Origin of the sequence: Affinundibacterium flavidum, from assembly GCF_014284175.1 — a bacterium.
Classification (GTDB): domain Bacteria; phylum Pseudomonadota; class Gammaproteobacteria; order Burkholderiales; family Burkholderiaceae_D; genus Undibacterium; species Undibacterium flavidum.
Genome location: NZ_JACOGA010000011.1, coordinates 62551 through 81525 on the forward strand (window position 1 = coordinate 62551; position 18975 = coordinate 81525).

Below are 18975 nucleotides of genomic sequence, written 5' to 3' on the forward strand. Positions count from 1 at the left end.
GAGACTTTGTATGATGGAAGCATTAATGTAGTTACTTACGAAAGATAGAAATAAATGAAATACTGGCTAATGAAATCGGAACCCAGCGAAGTGAGTATCGATGACGCTTTGCGCATTGGTGCGGCGCCGTGGTTTGGCGTGCGTAATTATCAGGCACGTAATTTTATGCGCGATCAGATGCAAGTCGGTGATGGGGTTTTGTTTTACCACTCCAGTTGTGATGAGCCAGGTGTGGTCGGGATTGCAGAAGTCGCTAGCACGCCATATCCCGATGCAACGCAGTTTGATGCGAAGAGTCACTATTTCGACCCGAAAGCAACACCAGAAAATCCGCGCTGGATTTTGGTGGATGTGAAAGCCATTCGTAAAACGCGTGTATTGAGTCTGGCGGAAATGCGGGCGAATGAAGATTTGGCGAGTATGGTGGTGTTGCAGAAAGGGAGTCGTTTGTCGATTACTCCCGTGACTGTAGCAGAATGGAAGGTAGTGTTAAAACTTTTGGATAAGAAGTAAGTTACTACAAGTGAACCTAGGACTTATGTAAGACTGATGCCGATATCCTTGCGTCTCTTTGTAGTGCGCGATAACAGTGAAAGCCGTACCGGACTCAGAATATACGGGCTAAGGTAGGGGACACCATGCGCGCCGAATAGGAGGCGGTCGTAAGTAAGAAGTGGTTTTAATTGTGGTGGAGAGCGTGAAGTAAGCCACTATTCATTGATTGTTGACGCCCCTGCAAGCTCGAAATAGTGCTTTTTTAGTGCTTATTTGCATAAGACAATTGACACTTTATTACTCAATAAAATGTGAAAAAAAGTGCCTTGATAAGAAATCACCCAGATGTTTCGGGTTATAATCGCGGCACTTGATCGGGAGAGAGCTGTGACTCATAGAGCGAGCAGCCGCCGAAGGGGCTAATACCCAACAAACTCTCAGGCAAAAGGACCGATCAGCGGGGTTGTGTGAAAACTCCCCTACTCTGGAGAGCGGTAGCAGTGTGCTGAACTATCAGACATTGAACTACCCACCGAAGGTGCGACGAGATTCAGTTTAAGCTAAGCTTATATTTGATTCTCGTAATCTCTCAGGTACCAGGACAGAGGGGTAGCGATTTTTGGTCACCTCTATAATCCGATTGTGGGGCGCACTGCGTCGTTGCAAATACTCGCAATACCGACGTATTGCTGCGTTTTGCGCCTAGCATTGCATCCCCAAAATCGAATTCTAGAGATGACCAAGTAGCATACGAAATTAGTTAAATCGTGTGCTTTTTTTCGTCCCTTTTTTATGTCCAAACTTGGTACTGAGGCTCTCACATGACGCAAGCAACTCTTAAAGTAACTCCCTTGAACGCAGCACATCGTGCAGCCGGCGCGAAGATGGTTGATTTCGGTGGCTGGGATATGCCAGTTAACTATGGTTCTCAAATTGAAGAACATCACGCTGTGCGTACTGATGTCGGTATGTTCGACGTTTCCCACATGTGTGTGGTTGATATCAAAGGCGAGAATGTCCGTAGCTTTTTGCGCGGCTTAGTTGCGAACAACGTCGATAAATTACAAGTTTCCGGTAAAGCCCTGTATTCAGCGATGTTAAATCCTGAAGGCACAGTGATCGATGATTTGATCATCTACTTCATGAACGAAAGCTGGTTCCGCCTGGTAGTGAATGCTGGCACAGCAGAAAAAGACGTCGCTTGGATGAATGCGCATAATGCCGCAACTAATGCTGGTGTCACGATTACTCAACGTCGCGATGGTGCAAATTCTTACGGCTTGATCGCAGTACAAGGCCCGAACGCTCGCGCTAAAGCATGGGAAGTACTGCCAGAAACCAAAGCAGTCAGTGCAGAAATGAAACCATTTAATGCTGTGATCGTTGATGGCACAGCATTCGGCGAGGTCATGGTGGCACGCACTGGTTACACTGGTGAAGACGGTTTTGAAATCGCAGTTTCTGCAGAACGCATCACTGACTTGTGGAATGCTCTGGTCGCAGTTGGCGTCAAACCAGCAGGTCTGGGAGCACGCGATACTTTGCGTTTAGAAGCGGGTATGAATCTGTACGGTCAAGATATGGATGAAACTGTTAATCCATTAAATGCTGGTTTGGCATGGACGATCGACTTGGTTGCAGAACGTGACTTCGTCGGCAAAAAAGCTTTGCAAGAACAAGGTCAAACACAACAATTTCTCGGCTTGATTTTGCGTGAAAAAGGCGGCATTTTGCGTGCACATCAAAAAGTTGTTACTCCGCATGGCGATGGCGAAATCACTAGCGGTACTTTCAGCCCAAGTATGCAAGAAGCAATCGCCTTGGCACGTTTGCCTATGGGTGTAGCGATTGGTGACACAGTGCATGTACAGATTCGCGATAAACAATTAGCAGCAACTGTAGTGAAATTGCCGTTTGTCCGTAATGGTAAGGTTTTAGTAGCTTAGGGAGTCACCACAAATCCAATTCTAGAGCGCATTCCGGCGTTGTAAATCCTCGCAATACCGACGTATTGCTCCGGTTTACGTCTTGGACTGCATCTCTATAATTGAATTTTTGGCGATCCCTGATTATGCAGAAGTACAAGAAGAAATTATTTCGAATTATTTTTAAATTTTTTTGGAGAACAACATGACAGTTCCAGCAGATCGTAAATACACAGAATCCCACGAATGGGTACGCGTTGAAGCCGACGGTACAGTGTCCGTTGGTATTACTGATTTCGCACAAGATGCATTGGGCGATATCGTTTTCGTTGAAGTACCAAAAGTCGGTACGGTATTGGCTGCGGGTAAAGATTGCTGCGTGATTGAATCTGTGAAAGCAGCGGGCGATGTGTACGCACCAGTCGCTGGTGAAGTTGTTGCAGTGAATGACGCAGTTGTTGATGCACCAGATTCGATCAATGCAGGTGCATTTGATGCATGGTTGTTCAAATTGAAGCCAGCGAATGCAGCGGATGTTGATGCACTCATGAGTGCAGAAGCTTACCAAAAAAATATCGGCTAATTTTTGACTTTTACCCCTCGCCCGCAAGCGGGAGAGGGGCAGGGGTGAGGGCGGCGTTTATTTGAAGATAGTCCAAGGGACTGTTGTAATACGAATTTGATTTTCGTGGTCGCCTAAGAATCAGCTATCCATGCTGAACGTCCCTCACCCTAACCCTCTCCCGCTTGCGGGAGAGGGGATTAAGCCAGAGTCCTGCAGGACGGCTGCTCCTAATTGTTGAATTTTGTTTTACTATCCCCCACAAATACCATGACACGTACTAGCCTTTCCCAACTTGAGGCACATGATGCCTTTATCGCCCGTCATATCGGCCCATCAGAAGCAGAACAAGCTGCTATGCTCAAAGTGTTGGGCTATGCGAATCGTACCGCGTTAATTGATGCGATTGTTCCGGCGAATATCCGTCGTCACGACGTTTTGCCTTTAGCGGATTTCACTGAAGCAAAATCTGAAACAGAAGCTTTGGCAACATTGAAAGCCTTGGCGAGCAAGAATAAAGTGCTCAAGTCTTTCATCGGTCAAGGCTATTACAATACGCACACGCCAGGCGTGATCTTGCGTAATATTTTTGAAAACCCAGCTTGGTATACGGCATACACGCCATATCAGCCAGAAATTTCTCAAGGTCGCTTAGAAGCGATTTTGAATTTCCAACAAGTCATCATGGATATGACTGGCATGGACATCGCGAACGCGTCTATGTTGGACGAAGGCACAGCCGCGGCTGAAGCGATGACCTTGATCCAACGCGTTGGTAAATCGAATTCCAACGTATTCTATGTAGCGCATGATGTATTGCCACAAACGCGTGAAATCATTGAAACGCGCGCTAAGCCGTTGGGCATAGAAGTGCGTACATTGACCGCGAACGAAGCAGTAGAAAATGACTGCTTCGGCGTACTCTTGCAATATCCAAGTGTAGACGGTGAAATCCGTGATTATCGTGAGTTTGCAACTGCGATTCACGCTAAAGGTGCGATGGTTGTCGCAGCTACTGACTTGTTGGCATTGACATTGATAGAAGCGCCGGGCACTTGGGGGGCAGACGTCGTGGTTGGTAACAGCCAACGCTTTGGTGTACCACTCGGCTTCGGCGGTCCGCACGCTGGTTTCATGGGCACTAAAGACGCGTTCAAGCGCTCTATGCCTGGTCGTTTAGTTGGTGTGACAGTTGATGCACAAGGTAAACAAGCTTATCGCTTGGCATTGCAAACACGCGAACAACATATCCGCCGCGAAAAAGCGACCTCGAATATTTGTACGGCACAAGTGTTGTTGGCAGTAATCGCGTCTATGTATGCGGTGTATCACGGTCCAGCTGGCTTGAAACAAATCGCCCAACGTACACATCGTTTGACTGGCACTTTAGCCGCTGGTTTGAAGCAAATTGGTGTAGCGATTGCGAATACATCTTTCTTCGACACATTGACGATTAATGTTGCTGATGCATCTGCAGTTCACGCAGCAGCGCAAGCAGCGGGTTTCAACTTCCGTCAAATCAGCGCGACACAAGTTGGTGTTTCTTTGGACGAAACAGCGACGCGCGCAGATATCGAAGCTTTGTGGGCTGTATTTGCTCAAGGTAAAGCAACGCCAAATTTCGATGCAACTGAAGCGACAGTAGCGGATGCTTTCCCCGCAGCATTGACGCGTACTACAGCGTATTTGGCGCATCCAACATTTAACCGCTACCACGCAGAACACGAAATGCTGCGCTACTTGCGTACTTTGGCGGACAAAGATTTGGCTTTGGATCGCACCATGATCCCGCTTGGTTCTTGCACGATGAAGTTGAATGCAACGTCCGAAATGATTCCTGTGACATGGCCAGAATTTTCTAACATCCATCCATTCGCGCCTAACGATCAAACCGTTGGCTATCGCGAAATGATTGATCAACTCGAAGCGATGTTGTGCGCAGCGACAGGCTACGATGCTGTTTCTTTACAGCCAAATGCGGGTTCACAAGGTGAATACGCTGGATTGTTGATTATTCAGGCTTACCATCAGTCACGTGGTGATTCACATCGTAATATCGTATTGATCCCATCTTCTGCACACGGTACTAACCCAGCGTCTGCATCAATGGTTGGCATGGAAGTTGTCGTTGTTGCTTGTGATGACAACGGTAACGTTGATTTGGTCGACTTGAAAGCCAAAGCGGAAAAACACAGCGCCAATCTGGCAGCGGCGATGGTGACTTATCCATCCACTCACGGCGTATTCGAAGAAGGTATTCGTGAATTGTGCGACATCGTTCATGCACACGGCGGTCAAGTGTATGTCGACGGTGCGAATATGAATGCATTGGTCGGCGTTGCTGCACCAGGCAAATTCGGTGGCGACGTCAGCCATTTGAACTTGCACAAAACTTTCTGTATCCCTCACGGTGGTGGCGGCCCAGGTGTTGGCCCAGTCGCTGTCGGCGCGCATCTCGCCCCGTTCTTGCCTAACCAACGTTCCAACGGTTATGTTCGTGGCGAGAAGGGTATTTCTGCAGTGAGTGCAGCACCATTCGGTTCCGCTTCCATTTTGCCTATCTCTTGGATGTACATCGCGATGATGGGTGCGGAAGGTTTGAAAGCTGCAACTGAAACGGCCATTTTGGCAGCGAATTACATCGCTAAACGTCTGGCTCCACATTACCCAGTGCTGTACTCTGGTCATGATGGGCTGGTCGCGCATGAATGTATTTTGGACTTGCGCCCATTGACGGATGCGACAGGTATTTCGAATGAAGACGTTGCAAAACGTTTGATCGACTTCGGTTTCCACGCACCCACCATGAGCTTCCCAGTTCCTGGTACTTTGATGATAGAACCGACAGAAAGCGAATCACAAGCTGAGTTGGATCGTTTCATCGATGCGATGATCGCAATTCGTGAAGAAATCGCCAAAGTCGCCAGCGGTGAATTTGATGCCAAAGACAATCCACTCAAAAACGCACCGCATACGGCAGAAGTATTGGTTGCGAATGAATGGAATCATGCTTACGGTCGCGAAGTCGCTGCCTATCCAGTTCCAGCCTTGCGCAAGCAAAAATACTGGGCACCAGTAGGTCGTGCGGATAACGTCTACGGTGATCGTAACTTGTTCTGTGCTTGTGTGCCTATGAGCGATTATGAGTAAATAACGCGAGTAAATAACACGAGTAAATAAGCTAGCGAGTAGGAGATAGGTCTTCGTACCTATTTTCTCTTGTCAGATAACGAAACGGACATGCAATTAATTGCCTGTCCGTTTTTTTATGTCCATCAAAGTTATTAATCGACATGGCCTGAGAATGTGATTGGCTATAGGTTTGGCGAGCATACCTCTTGAAAGCCTTATCCTGTCAGTGTTTGCGCCTGACTTCCAAAATTATTTCTTTAAACTTACAAGTAAATAATGGATGTTTCTTGTAGGAATTAATTCACTTATTCACCACACTATTCCAAATTTAATTTTACTTATATGTTTTTAATATATTTAAAGTTTGGGTTTGGCAATGCCAATTTAAATTTCCTCTGTATTTTGCACAAAATCTTCTTAATCACTCGTTGAATATAAATATACGGTTGATATTTAATAAATATATTTATAAGATGAATTCGCCCCAGAGAATTCACTTACAACTCTTCGGGAGGGGAGTTGCGGAATTCTTAAAGGCCTGGAAATTCTAGTCGTGACGGCAGCAGTTTTTGTCTAGTCATGTATCGGATTGAAAGGCTAGGTCCCTCAATAGTTTGTTAATGATTGATGGAAAAAAAGGGCGAAGCTTCAAAGACGAAGCATGCTTTTTGTTTTGTCTTTGGAAACGAGGGTGACGGGACAGAAGACGGGATAGAAAAAACGTCGACGATGACGTCACCCATAACTACAAATAGAGGAGTCATAGTAATGTCATTCCAACATAAGACCTTAGTGCTCGCCGGTTTAATCGCCGCTAGCTTTTGCAGTGTAAGTCAGGCTGCAAATAAGGATCGTCTTTTTGATGATCCTAAGCACAGTCATGAAAATCAAAAGATCAACCAAGCTCCAATGCCGCATGCTCGTTCAGTGTTGCCACCCAGCGCTGATCAGATCAAATTCAATTTGCCGCCAAGTAAAAAAGACTTGCAGGCATTGTATGCGCAAAGTAAAAACGGCGTTAACACGAAGTCCGCCGCAATGGCTGCGGCACCAACCGCTGCCTGCAAAGATATGGCAACCATGGCTAGCTATAGCGGCACAGCCTTGGCGAATTATCTGGTGTCTTTACCAGACCCAGAATGCACTTATGGATTATTTGCTTTAGGTGCAGCACAAGGCACGACCATTTATTCAGCTGCCAATATGAACGCCGTTGCAGCACGCTTTGCTCAAGAGGCAAACAGCTATAACGCGTCGAATCTTGCTTTAGTCAATTTGACTTTGTATCTACGTGCTGGCTATTACTTAGCGAGTGGTAGCACGATTCCAGCGCCTGCTTCAAGCATCATGACCAATCTGCGTGCTCCAATCAAACAATTGATTGATGGTAATGCCTTGTACGCTCCCAATGCTGCTTGGGGCAACACTGCTAGTGAAGTATTTAGATTGGTGACCAATTTAAATGATGAAGCCTACTATTTGCCTAGCGTGAAAAATCTGTTCGTGCGCTTTACGAATACCAGCGCGAATCCGAATGCAGTCGCTCCCTTGTTGCAACCTTCCGCAGCGGGTGCGTTCACTGGCGCATTGACAGTCATGTTCTACGCACATGGACGTGCAAATGCGGCGAATATTATTCAAGATATTTCTTATCCGACTGCATTGAATAATTTTGTCGTCAACAATAAGGCTGCCTTGTTGAACACTAGCACAGCATATCAACTGAATGATGCAGAAAATGAAGCATTCCGTTTCATGAAGTATCCGACATTATTGCCAAGCGTAAAGCCCATGGTCAAATATCAGTTGGCGACTTCCAGTATGACTGGGGTTGATAGTGATTTGTGGTTGAACGCGGCTACTACCGTGGACTACTATGACAGTGCAAACTGCGCTGAATATGGTACTTGCAACTTCAAAACCCAGCTTGCCAATACTGTGTTGAAAACCAGCTATACCTGTAGTCCGACTGTCAAAATTCGTGCACAGGACATGACGACAGCACAATTGCATGATTCTTGCAATATCTTGGGCGCGGAAGAAACCTACTTCCACAATATGCTGCTCACGAATCAGCAACCGGTAGCGAATGACAATAACAAGTCATTGGAATTAGTGGTGTTTGATGACTACACCAACTATAGCAAATACGCGGGCGTCCTGTTTGGTATCAGCACGGACAACGGTGGTATGTATCTGGAAGGTGATCCTGCGGATGTGAACAATCAAGCGCGTTTCATCGCGCACGAAGCTTCATGGTTGCGTCCGGCATTTTCAGTCTGGAATCTAGAGCATGAATACGTGCATTACCTTGATGGTCGCTTCGATATGTTAGGTGACTTTACTGCTGGCACTGCACAGCCTACGGTGTGGTGGATTGAAGGTGTGGCGGAATACTTGTCACATAAGAATAACTATCAGGAAGCGATTGATGTTGCTAAGACTGGTACTTACAAGCTCAGCACGATTTTTGGTAACACCTACTCTATGTCTGACTACGTTCCTCGCGCTTATCGTTGGGGATATATGGCGGTACGCTTCATGAACGAAAGACATCGCAGTGATATCGATGCGATTATTCCGAAGTTCCGTGTTGGTGATTACACTGGCTATCAAGCTTATATGACTAATATTGGGACAAAATATGATGCAGAATTTGCCTCATGGGTGCAATCAGCAACTGTCGCAGGTGAACCACCACTCCCAACACCACCAGTCGTGACTTTGCCAGCTTGTTCTTCTAGCTCTCAATTGGGCAAAAACTGCTCGATCAGGAACCTGTCATCCAGTACTCAAGCTTACGCATACATCATGTTGCCTGCTGGTGCTAAAAACTTGAAGTTGTACACCAATGGTGGCACTGGAGACGTTGATTTGTATGTGATGAAGGGATCATATCCAAGTACAACTTCTTACGATGCTGCGTCTTTGAAAGCTGGCAATAATGAAAGTGTGTTCTTCGCTACGCCAACCTCTGGCACTTGGTATTACATCGTCTTGAAAGCTAAACAGCCGTTCACAGGCGTCAATATCAATGCTAGTTATGAATGATTAATCAAACTTAATCATCAGTAAAGACATCAAAGTTTCCCGATGTGATCATTTGCTAGCAACCCTGCAAGTAATGATTTTGCCGAACATGTTGTATGACATGTTCGGTTTTTTTATTATCTTTGCGATACGATACAAGAGAATATATTTACATTCACCTTAAAAAACTGATGAAATTTTGTGCAAACATATTGCCATGTGGAAAAATAATCTTTAGAATGACGGCTGTTTCCATGTGGCAATTTGCAAGTCTTAGTTCGCAATAAAGTTCTCATGGGCTTATCTCAATCTCTTACGGTGATCCGACTATGAAAAAATTTTTATTGGCAGCAGCTTTGTTAAGTTCCGTTTTTGCAGCAAATGCAGCAGAAGTTCCTATGGTAGATAAACAGTCTTGCGAAAAAGCTGTTTACCCAAAATCCTCCTTGATGAATGAAGAGACTGGCACTGTGATGTTGTCCGTATTAGTCGGCGCTGATGGTAGTGTTGTAGATTCTAAAGTAGATCAATCCAGTGGCTCTAAAGCTTTGGATAAAGCAGCGGTGAAAATCTACTCTTCATGCAAATTTAAACCAGCTGTTAAAGATGGCAAAGCACAACAAGCTTGGGCAAAATTAGAACACGTTTGGAGCTTGTCATAATCGGTAAGCCACTGATTTAAGTACGGTCTAAATATCGCTCTTAAATCTAGCCCATAGCTCTAGATCATTGAAAAACGCCAGTACTAAGTTTACTTAGACTGGCGTTTTCTATTGGAGCAATCATCGAAATCTAGTAAGGCAACTTCCAACGTCGATACAAAAAGCTGATTACAAATAACGGTCCTATCAGCAAAAAGCGTAGATCTTCGAAGAATGAGGGTTTTTTACCTTCAATCTTGTGACCGATGAATTGAAAAATCCAGGCAATCACAAACACGATGACGGCGACACGCAATACTAACTCCTGCGGCATCCACCAAAGCACGCCCAGCATCAGTACAGCCATCAGGCACATACCAAGTGCAAATCCTACGGACAAGCTAAAGTAATAAAGTAGGGCGACGACACTGCCAGCGACGGCGACTAATGGATGCACTGCCCATAATAAGGCCAACACTGTCCACATAATTACCGGTACACAAATGAAATGAATGATTTCATTATGTGGATGGCGGTGGCTCTCGGCATATTTGTTCAGTAGCTGCAAAACTTTGCGTTCGTCTTGTGCTTGATTTGATGCTGGTAAATGTTGGTTATCCATTATGTCTCCAAAGCTGCTCTGACGGCAGGTAATAGTTGAGCAGAACATCTTAGTGCAAGCTTGTATAAAACGCTGCTTTGCGGCGAATTAAAACAACAGACGAATTCCTCTAATTTGGCTTAGTTAAATAAATGTGGGGCACTCAGTTGACACTTATTTTGATATCTATTTAATAGGTTCGTAGAGAGGCTGAGCCATTTTGACAGGGCGCACATCTAATCGTAGTCGCATCACCGTAAATGCTTCCGCACCTGTGCTACTAGAGAAATACGCTTTCGTTTCTGGCGTTTTGCTAAACGTAAATTCAAAACCTAGGTCTGGCTTCACCTTGCTGTAGGCATCAAATGCTAAACCTAAGGCTGAATGGCGCGAGCTTTCTGCTAAGCCAGACATCAGCTCTACTACTGTGGTATTGCCCAAGATATTGGGATAAAAGGCGGGTGCCTGATCGCTGTCTTCTGATTCCGTGTTTGTTATTAAAGATTTGTCTGACGCGGGGATAATTTTCTGACTTTGAAATTCAAAGCGATCACCGTGTGATAGATAGGAAATGCTGGCATGTTGCAGATTGAATTCAGGGAGTGCAGCATTCGTTTTTAATGCATTGAAATCTAATAGAATGGCACCTTTGTAGCCGATAATTTCGACATCTCGTTCTGGCCGCACTAACAGGGCGGTATTTTCATCAATGCCGAATCCTAATCGATAATTCTTCTTTAGCATGAGAGGCAGCATACGAGCGAAACGACCGCGAATAATCAGATGCTGGTCGATGAAAATGTCATTGCCAATAAAGCCTAAACCAGGTGCGATCTCATCGCCCTCGGTGACACCTAGCTTTAAAGTCGTCAATACACTCTTGGCATTACTAAACATCGTGCCACTCATAATCGCCGCACCGGCACTGGTGCCAGCGATGACGCCACCACGTTGATAGAGTGACCAGATCGCATTTAACATCGCGCTGGGTTTGCCATCTTCATTCACTAATGCACGGGTAATTTTTGCCTGATCGCCTCCTGTGAAGTACACGCCATCTGCTTGTTCAATTTGGGTGATCCAGTACCGATCTTGATTGATTTGCGAGGTTTTTTTCTGACCATCTTTGGTTTCGTACTTAGCAGAAAGCGGCACGATAAACGCATTCGCACCATATTTTTTTAAAGTCTGTACGACGAAGTCTGCAGCGCGGTCAGGATTGCCTGATGCGGCTGGGATGATGGCGATTTTGCTGTTTTTGCCGCCAGCTTGATCAATCAATTTTTCCCAAACTACAGCGTTGTCATTGCGTAGTGCGCCACCAATAATGAGCAGCGAGCCACGAACTTTGCTTAAGTCTGTGCTGGCTTGCGAGTGCGCGGATAGTAAGCTTAGGCTAAGAAGCAGTAAGCTAAAAATCAGTAAGCAAAGAAGCCGTAAGTGAGAGAAAATGGATAGTCGACGATAAAGAGGGCGGTGAATTTGCGAAGTGAATCGGGAAAACGAGGTAGTCGAATAGTGAGTCATTTTTTATCCAATGTGGATAGTTCGCAGATTGATGAAGAACTTGAAACGAACTATCCGTATTCATAAAAAAAGGGGTAGCCATCCTAAGATGCTACCCCAAATGCGGGAGAAATGCCGCACAAGAAAGTGGTATCAGGAGTAGGGGACGCCGTGCGCACCATCGTTATCGATGTCAATCACACCAATGACGGTCCGCATGGCGCACCCTACTTATTTGCACAAGGCGTTCTTTGTTATTTAAAGGCGTAATTCAAACGAATGTAAAAAGCACGTCCACGCGGATCAACATAAGTCGAATCAAAACCAGCAAAGTAAGTCAAAGTCTGATTCGAGAACGGTGGTTTCGTGTTCAAGAAATTCAAAATACCGCCAGTAATTTTGATATCTTTGAAACCGTAGTAACCGGTTTGTAAATCCCACAAACTGTAAGATGCGACGGTAGGGTGGTGACCTTTAGGATCTAATTGTTGGTCTTCGTGATGTAATTGGAAGCTATTCGCTACCGTGAAACCCCAGTTGCCGATATCCCAATCTGCACTCAAACGATGACGCCATTTCGGTGTCACATATTCAAAACCCCATTTGCCGAGATTGTCGAAGACTTTGGAGTTTGCAGAAAATTGTTGCTCGCTCTTGGTCATCAAAGTGCCAGACAAGCGCGTCGTCAATTTACCCATGTCATCAAACTTGGTGCGATAAGCGAAATTCAAATCGATACCGCTCTTGGTTTCTTTACCCTGATTTTGTGCAGTTAAAGCCCAGTTAGTGATGTAGCCATCGCTGTCACGGGTGATGGATTTTTCGACGAAGGCCGGGTCCGTATCAATCAAAGTTTCCGGAGCAAATTTAATCACATCCGTTTTACGCACACTCCAATAATCGACCGCAGCGGAGAACGCGGCTAAAGGTTCCCATACAAAACCCATAGAGAATTGTTTGGATTTTTCGGGCTTCAGATTTGGATTGCCTGCTTCTGTGGTTGGGATCTGATCGCTATAGCATTGTGAATTGTATTTTGCACAGCCTATAGTGTCGAAGTACAAACCACCGGTGGATGTTTCAACTGCAGATGGATCAAGATCCTTCATCGTCGGTGCGCGGAACCCAGTACCGAAAGATATACGGAACAAGAAATCTTTACTTGGCTGATAACGCAACGCCACTTTAGGATTGGTCGAACTACCAATATTACCGCCGTAGGAGTCGTGACGTAAGGCCATTTGTGCATTCAAATCTTTGGCTAGAGGTACGTCGAATTCAGCGAAGATCGCTTTGACGTCGCGTGATTCAGAAACGCGGCGTGATTTGGATGTGGAGTAGATTGTTCCCGCCAAAATTTCATCGGAAGAATTGTCTTCGAGTTTTTCACGACGAAATTCTATGCCCGTCGCCATACCGACTGCACCAGCGTCGAGTTGTGCGATTTCACGGGTGAAGCGTGCATCAAATACGTCAGTTGTGGATTTGCCTTTGCGACCGTCAATATTGCGTTCTGCTGCGTCCAACAAGGCTTGTCCTTCTTGCGATTGCGCACCGAAAGGATTAATTTTGCCAGTTTTGAAAGCGGCCAATAGTTTCGCTTTATCGTAATAGCCATTGGTCAAAGTTTGCGTATTTTCGGACACGGAATGGGCAAATGCAGTGTTGTAATCCCAGTCGGCGATGACGCCTTCCGCACCCAATAACAGGCGTTGTTGTTCAGATTCTTGACCATTGGTACGGGCGCCACCTGGTGTCATGCGCATGCGAACATTGAAAGCTTTGCCGTCCGTTGCAACGGTTTGTCCAGCGGAATTGACATAGGTCTTAGGATAGAAAGGCCCGCCCGCAGGATAAGTCCATGCACTGCCGCTAGTTCCTTGATTGCCATTCACACCTGTTGGCGATAAGCGATATTTGGCTTCATTTTTGGACGCTGTAAATTCTGCAAAGATCGTGTGATCTGCATCAATCGCAAAAGTACCTCGTGTGATCAAATTGGTTTTTTGGGATTCTGGATACACGTCCGCAGCTGCTTGGTAATCGAAGCGGCAGGCGCCATTGATCAAGATACTCGATGGAGGCGCGCAATCTGGTGCGCTAGGATTGCCCAGGTATTTTTTGCCAGAAACAGCGTACATCCCAGCAGGGAAGGTGTTGGCGGAAGTGAAGTTGTCAGGATAGCCGCGCGCTTCTAATGGACGCCATGCGCTGACCGCGAAATCGCGCTGTGCCGTGCGTAATTGGTCGTTCTTTTTGTGTTGCAGACTGGCGAAAAAGTTGTAGCCATCATTCGCGAGATTGCCAAAGCCACCTAACAAACTAACTGACTTATCTCCGCCGCCACCTTCATCTGTGCGCATGCCACTTACGCTTGCTTCGAAGCCTTTAAAATCTTTGCGCGTGATAAAGTTAATCACGCCACCGACCGCATCGGCACCGTAGACAGCAGAGGCACCATCTTTTAAAACTTCGACTCTATCAATTGCTGAGAGTGGGATGGAATTCAAATCCGTACCTTCACCGCCGAAGGCGAATGCTGCCATACGACGACCATTGAGCAGCACCAAGGTTGAAGAGACGCCCAAACCGCGTAAGTTCGCTCCAGACATGCCGCTAGATCCTGGCTTGTCACTGATACTCGCGGATTCTTGGGTGTAACCTGTATTCGCACTCAAGGTCGTCAGTAATTGCTCTGCGGTCGTTGCGCCTGTTTTAGCGATTTCAACACGACTGATCACTTGCACTGGCAGCGCGGTTTCTGCATTGATACGCTTGATGGAGGATCCCGTGATTTCAATTTTTTGCACGACAAGATCGCTAGTTTTATCTTGTGCAAAAACCGATGCGCTTGATAAACCTAATACTGCCATTGCGCTCAGGGCTGACCAAGTGGCTGCAGTGATTTTCTTGGGTACGATATGCTTATGTTGACGTTGTTGAATTTGATGCTTCATGACATGGTGCTCCTCAAATTTTGAAAAAAGGTAGACTAAAAAAGTTAGATTAAAAAAAGTGAATTAATAAAGTTTGACTACAAATTGGACTAAAAAATGGCGAAAAAGGGCTCCCTATCGAGCACTGTTTAAAGTGCTCGTTGGCTGTAACGAAAGGAAAAGGGGGAGCTACTTTTTCGGCTTGCGACTTTCCAGTTGCGCGGTTCTTGAAGTGTTATCGTTATTGTGTAAATAGCCTGAGAGCGCTTCTGTTAAGCGGATCGCTTTCTCGACATTTTTCTTATTAGAAACCATGATGCTACTGACTAAAGCTTCAATCACGGCGGTGGCCGCAGTCGAGCTACTCGACAATACCGCATGGGAACTAGGTGCTAATAATAAGTAATCGCCAAGTTGCGCGATCGGTGATGCGGATGAATCGGTGATGGCAACGATGCAGGTGGAATGATTGCGTGCAAATTGCGTGAGACGAATGACATCTAAGGCATAACGTGGAAACGAGATGACGATCAGCACATCCTTGTCGGTAATATTTGCCAGATTGCCAGCAGCGACTTCAGTGCCACCATAAGCAACGACTTCCACCACACGATTGCAGTAAGGTTGTAAGTGCAAGGCAAGCATTCCGGCTAGGTGTGAGCTAATACCAAAGCCCATGATGTACACCGTGCCAGCTTTGCTCAGTTGACTGACGATCTGATTCATCTGCTCATCTTCTATTCCTTGACCAGCCGCATTGATATTCGCGGTCGCTGATTGCAGGCTGGCATTCGCTGGAGATGAGTTACCTTTGCGTGCCTCGATGGTATTGCGTAATTTTTCGACAGGGGAAAAAATCTCTTGTACGGTTTCTGCAATTTTGTTTTTCAGTGCGGCGTAGTTAGTAAATCCCAAATCGCGAGCAAAACGGCTGATCGTTGCGGTAGAGACTTCGCAATGTTCTGCCATGTCTTCTATCCCCAATGCGGTGACTTTGACTTGATTGCGCAACAGGTAATCAGCAATCCGCTTGTAAGACGAAGAGCCTTCCTTAAGTTGCTGCATTAAGCTTTCGCCTAGGCTGGATTTGGCAAATACCAGATCAGGCGAGTGCGATTCTGTGGGAGTAAGGCTTTTTTTCATTTTCTCTATTTCTGAAAAAAATTAAACAATGTCGATGGCTGCACTTTAGAACGAATCAAAATAAATTTCAATAGTTATTGTCAGATTTTTTTCATAAAGATAGAATGTGTAAAAAATCAGACAAAATGGATATGGGTAAATTTGAACTATAAGTATTTTTGAAACACCGTTTTGTCAGGATTATTGTTTGCAGGTGTGAGAAAGAGCTTGATAATGCGATGGAATGAAGATCGCTACAAAATTTGTGTGGATGGGGTTGCGAGAGCGGCTTTGAGTGCGTGCCAACCGACCTGCCAAAAAAATAACTGCAATTAACTGAAATTAATGGAAATGAATTTGTAATCTTTTAGAAAGTATTGTTATGCGTATAAAGAAACATGCTCTACCTAGCTTGAGTGCGGGAACCAGTCGAGAAATTACCAGTTACCATTTTGGTAGCATCAACAATGGTAAAAAAGTGTACATCCAGTCGTCCTTACATGCCGACGAAATTCCCGGCATGCTGGTCAGTCATTATTTGCGCCAAAGTTTCACCGCTTTAGAGCAGGCAGGTGCGATTGCTGGAGAAATTGTTTTGGTGCCCATGGCAAACCCAATTGGACTCGCGCAGGATATTCAAGGGAGTGCATTTGGGCGTTTCGATATGGCGACCGGTATCAATTTCAATCGTGGTTATCAATATTTAACGCCAGCATTGAAAGAGCGATTAGCAGGAAAACTTGGTACAGATATCCATGTGAATACCGCATTAATACGTGAGCAGGCTTTGGCACTATTGGCAGAGTGGCAGCCCAATAGCGAGGCGGCGGCGCTCAAGAAAACCCTGCAAACATTGGCGATTGATGCCGACATCGTGCTGGATCTGCATTGTGATAATCAAGCAGTGATGCATCTTTATACCGGTACACCTTTAGCAGATGCGACCATGCCTTTGGTGCGTTATTTGGGGGGGGGCGCCTTGTTGGTATCAGTCTTATCTGGTGATGATCCATTTGATGAATCTTGCTCTCGTCATTGGTGGGAATTAGCTGAAGAATTTGGCGCAGCGACACCGGTCGCATTAGGCTGCCAGTCAGTAACAGTAGAGCTGCGTGGAGAAAGTGATGTAGCACATGACTTCGCACAAAATGACGCGAATGCTATCGTGCAATTTCTCATTCAAGCAGGGCATATACAAGCAGAAGCGCAGGCTATGCCCGATGCTTTATGTCAACCCACGCCTTTAGAAGGCTCAGAGCCTATTGTCGCAGCGCATGCTGGTATTTTGGCATTCACAAAAAATGTTGGTGATGTCATCGTGGCTGGTGAATCGATAGGTGATTTGATAGACCCGATTTCAGGCCAAGTGACACCGATGATTTCTAACGTCGCTGGCGTTTTGTATGCACGGGTAGCACGTCGTTATGCGCAACACGGCATGCGAGTCGCCAAAGTCGCTGGTGCGATTGCCTATCGCAGCGGTAATTTGCTGTCCATGTAAATCGGTAAGACTGAAAAATAATGGAGACTTCGTATGTTTAAAAAAATCAGAATGCCGAATACCTTTGTGCTGCTATTTGCTTTGCTGGCGATACTGGCGATTGCTACTTGGTTTGTACCCGGCGGTAAATATGAAACGCATATAGTGAATGGCAAATCGCTGATCGATCCAGCATCGTTTCACTACGTCGCCAGTAATCCACAAGGCCCGGTGGCGCTGATGATGGCACCGATCAAAGGCTTTGTTGAAGCCGCTTTGATCATAGGTTTTGTGTTGATCGTTGGTGGTGCTTTCGCCGTTTTGCAAAAGACAGAAGCGATAGATTCTATGATCAAATCAGTAGCGCAGGCGCATACCCGTTCTGCCTTTGTGCGTGTCATGATCATTCCGGTTTTCGTCACGCTATTTTCTTTAGGCGGCGCGAGCTTTGGGATGGCGGAAGAGGCAATTCCTTTCGTGATGATATTTATTCCTTTGGCGCTGGCCTTGGGTTACGACTCGATTGTCGGTGTAGCGATTCCTTTTGTCGGTTCACAAGTCGGTTTTGCGGCGGCTTTTTTGAACCCGTTTAATGTCGGGATTGCGCAAGGGATTGCAGGCGTTCCAGTTTTTTCTGGCATAGGTTTTCGCTTGGTGATTTGGGTAATTGCTACTGCTTGTACCATTACATTTTTGATGTGGTACGCCGCGCGTATTAAAAAAAATCCGCAGTTAAGTCCGACTTACTCGATCGATCAAGAGAGACGGCAACACCAAGTTAGCGATGATTTATCGACATTTGTGGGAATGACCAAGACGCATAAATTCGTGTTGTGGATGTTTGTCGCGACTTTGGGTGTGATGGTATTCGGTGTGGTGAAATACGAGTGGTTTATCAATGAAATTGCAGCTTTGTTTTTGGTGATGGCAATCGCAGTAGGAATTGTCGGCAGGCTTAGCACCGATGAATTTGTCGATGCGTTTATTCAAGGTGCGAAAGATCTGATTACCACTGCATTGGTAATTGCCTTAGCACGTGGCACTATGATTTTGGCGCGAGATGCACATATTATCGATACCATGTTGTTTCATCTGATGCCGCTGGTGCAATCTGCTAATCCAATATTTGCAGCGCATAAAATGTTTGTGATTCAGTCGGTGATTAATTTTTTCATTCACTCTGGTAGTGGGCAAGCAGCTTTGACTATGCCTATCATGGCACCATTATCAGATTTGGTCGGCGTGTCACGCCAAACCGCTGTGTTGGCATTTCAATTTGGTGAATTCACCACGCCTATGATTCCCACTTCGGGCATCACGGTCGGTGTGCTGGCATTGGCACGTATTCCGTGGGTGACTTGGGCCAAGTGGATGATTCCTTTGCAGTTGATTTATTTTGTATTGGCTTTGGTGATGTTGGCGATTGCTTGTCAATTTAGTTGGTGAGTTATTGGTCGCTGCTTCACCAAGACAAAACACGGGAATTTCTTCCCGTGTTTTAACATGTCAACACATCCTAATTCATGAAATTAAATCATATTTGAA

Annotated in this window: 12 protein-coding genes and 2 riboswitches; of the genes, 8 read left to right on the forward strand and 4 right to left on the reverse strand. The window is 45.7% G+C overall.

Annotated features, from left to right (window positions below; all coding sequences use genetic code 11):
* The first annotated feature begins 54 nt into the window (after positions 1-54).
* The 6 genes from H8K55_RS12815 (at position 55) to H8K55_RS12840 (ending at position 9806) form a co-directional block, all read left to right on the forward strand.
* Positions 55-513 (forward strand): EVE domain-containing protein, encoded by a 459-nt coding sequence (locus H8K55_RS12815; RefSeq protein WP_186942467.1) that lies wholly within the window; start codon positions 55-57, stop codon positions 511-513.
* A 347-nt stretch (positions 514-860) separates the two neighbouring features.
* A riboswitch (glycine riboswitch) is annotated at positions 861-958 on the forward strand.
* Between the two features lie 11 nt (positions 959-969).
* A riboswitch (glycine riboswitch) is annotated at positions 970-1110 on the forward strand.
* 206 nt (positions 1111-1316) lie between these two features.
* Positions 1317-2441: a glycine cleavage system aminomethyltransferase GcvT gene (gene gcvT / locus H8K55_RS12820; RefSeq protein WP_186942468.1), complete on the forward strand. Its 1125-nt coding sequence runs from the start codon at positions 1317-1319 to the stop codon at positions 2439-2441.
* A 184-nt stretch (positions 2442-2625) separates the two neighbouring features.
* Complete coding sequence (gene gcvH / locus H8K55_RS12825) at positions 2626-3003, forward strand: glycine cleavage system protein GcvH (RefSeq protein ID WP_186889835.1); 378 nt, start codon at positions 2626-2628, stop codon at positions 3001-3003.
* Positions 3004-3252: 249 nt separating this feature from the next.
* Positions 3253-6132 (forward strand): aminomethyl-transferring glycine dehydrogenase, encoded by a 2880-nt coding sequence (gene gcvP / locus H8K55_RS12830; protein WP_186942469.1) that lies wholly within the window; start codon positions 3253-3255, stop codon positions 6130-6132.
* A 750-nt stretch (positions 6133-6882) separates the two neighbouring features.
* Positions 6883-9165 carry a M9 family metallopeptidase gene (locus H8K55_RS12835; protein WP_186942470.1) on the forward strand — a complete coding sequence of 761 codons (2283 nt, stop codon included), beginning with the start codon at positions 6883-6885 and terminating at the stop codon, positions 9163-9165.
* Between the two features lie 308 nt (positions 9166-9473).
* Positions 9474-9806: an energy transducer TonB gene (locus H8K55_RS12840; RefSeq protein ID WP_186942471.1), complete on the forward strand. Its 333-nt coding sequence runs from the start codon at positions 9474-9476 to the stop codon at positions 9804-9806.
* 130 nt (positions 9807-9936) lie between these two features.
* Here the strand turns inward: H8K55_RS12840 and H8K55_RS12845 are convergent, their stop codons facing one another.
* From H8K55_RS12845 to H8K55_RS12860, 4 genes are all read right to left on the reverse strand, one after another.
* Positions 9937-10407, reverse strand: a complete 471-nt coding sequence (locus H8K55_RS12845; RefSeq protein ID WP_186942472.1) for an Mpo1 family 2-hydroxy fatty acid dioxygenase — start codon at positions 10405-10407, stop codon at positions 9937-9939.
* A 165-nt stretch (positions 10408-10572) separates the two neighbouring features.
* The gene (locus H8K55_RS12850) at positions 10573-11913 is read right to left on the reverse strand and encodes a cyanophycinase (RefSeq protein ID WP_186942473.1); all 1341 of its coding nucleotides are present in this window, start codon (positions 11911-11913) and stop codon (positions 10573-10575) included.
* Between the two features lie 233 nt (positions 11914-12146).
* Positions 12147-14849 carry a TonB-dependent receptor plug domain-containing protein gene (locus H8K55_RS12855; protein ID WP_186942474.1) on the reverse strand — a complete coding sequence of 901 codons (2703 nt, stop codon included), beginning with the start codon at positions 14847-14849 and terminating at the stop codon, positions 12147-12149.
* A gap of 168 nt (positions 14850-15017) precedes the next feature.
* Positions 15018-15971: a MurR/RpiR family transcriptional regulator gene (locus H8K55_RS12860; RefSeq protein ID WP_186942475.1), complete on the reverse strand. Its 954-nt coding sequence runs from the start codon at positions 15969-15971 to the stop codon at positions 15018-15020.
* Between the two features lie 361 nt (positions 15972-16332).
* Here H8K55_RS12860 and H8K55_RS12865 point away from each other — a divergent pair, with 361 nt between their 5' ends.
* Together H8K55_RS12865 and H8K55_RS12870 are read left to right on the forward strand one after the other, a co-directional pair.
* Complete coding sequence (locus H8K55_RS12865; RefSeq protein WP_186942476.1) at positions 16333-17451, forward strand: succinylglutamate desuccinylase/aspartoacylase family protein; 1119 nt, start codon at positions 16333-16335, stop codon at positions 17449-17451.
* Positions 17452-17484: 33 nt separating this feature from the next.
* Positions 17485-18876 (forward strand): YfcC family protein, encoded by a 1392-nt coding sequence (locus H8K55_RS12870; protein WP_186942477.1) that lies wholly within the window; start codon positions 17485-17487, stop codon positions 18874-18876.
* Positions 18877-18975: the final 99 nt, after the last annotated feature.

What these genes read in the sequence shown, in the direction of transcription:
- H8K55_RS12815 (WP_186942467.1), top strand. Translation starts at nt 55, where the DNA reads ATGAAATACTGGCTAATGAAATCGGAACCCAGCGAAGTGAGTATCGAT.
- gcvT (WP_186942468.1), top strand. Translation starts at nt 1,317, where the DNA reads ATGACGCAAGCAACTCTTAAAGTAACTCCCTTGAACGCAGCACATCGT.
- gcvH (WP_186889835.1), top strand. Translation starts at nt 2,626, where the DNA reads ATGACAGTTCCAGCAGATCGTAAATACACAGAATCCCACGAATGGGTA.
- gcvP (WP_186942469.1), top strand. Translation starts at nt 3,253, where the DNA reads ATGACACGTACTAGCCTTTCCCAACTTGAGGCACATGATGCCTTTATC.
- H8K55_RS12835 (WP_186942470.1), top strand. Translation starts at nt 6,883, where the DNA reads ATGTCATTCCAACATAAGACCTTAGTGCTCGCCGGTTTAATCGCCGCT.
- H8K55_RS12840 (WP_186942471.1), top strand. Translation starts at nt 9,474, where the DNA reads ATGAAAAAATTTTTATTGGCAGCAGCTTTGTTAAGTTCCGTTTTTGCA.
- H8K55_RS12845 (WP_186942472.1), bottom strand. Translation starts at nt 10,407, where the DNA reads ATGGATAACCAACATTTACCAGCATCAAATCAAGCACAAGACGAACGC.
- H8K55_RS12850 (WP_186942473.1), bottom strand. Translation starts at nt 11,913, where the DNA reads ATGACTCACTATTCGACTACCTCGTTTTCCCGATTCACTTCGCAAATT.
- H8K55_RS12855 (WP_186942474.1), bottom strand. Translation starts at nt 14,849, where the DNA reads ATGAAGCATCAAATTCAACAACGTCAACATAAGCATATCGTACCCAAG.
- H8K55_RS12860 (WP_186942475.1), bottom strand. Translation starts at nt 15,971, where the DNA reads ATGAAAAAAAGCCTTACTCCCACAGAATCGCACTCGCCTGATCTGGTA.
- H8K55_RS12865 (WP_186942476.1), top strand. Translation starts at nt 16,333, where the DNA reads ATGCGTATAAAGAAACATGCTCTACCTAGCTTGAGTGCGGGAACCAGT.
- H8K55_RS12870 (WP_186942477.1), top strand. Translation starts at nt 17,485, where the DNA reads ATGTTTAAAAAAATCAGAATGCCGAATACCTTTGTGCTGCTATTTGCT.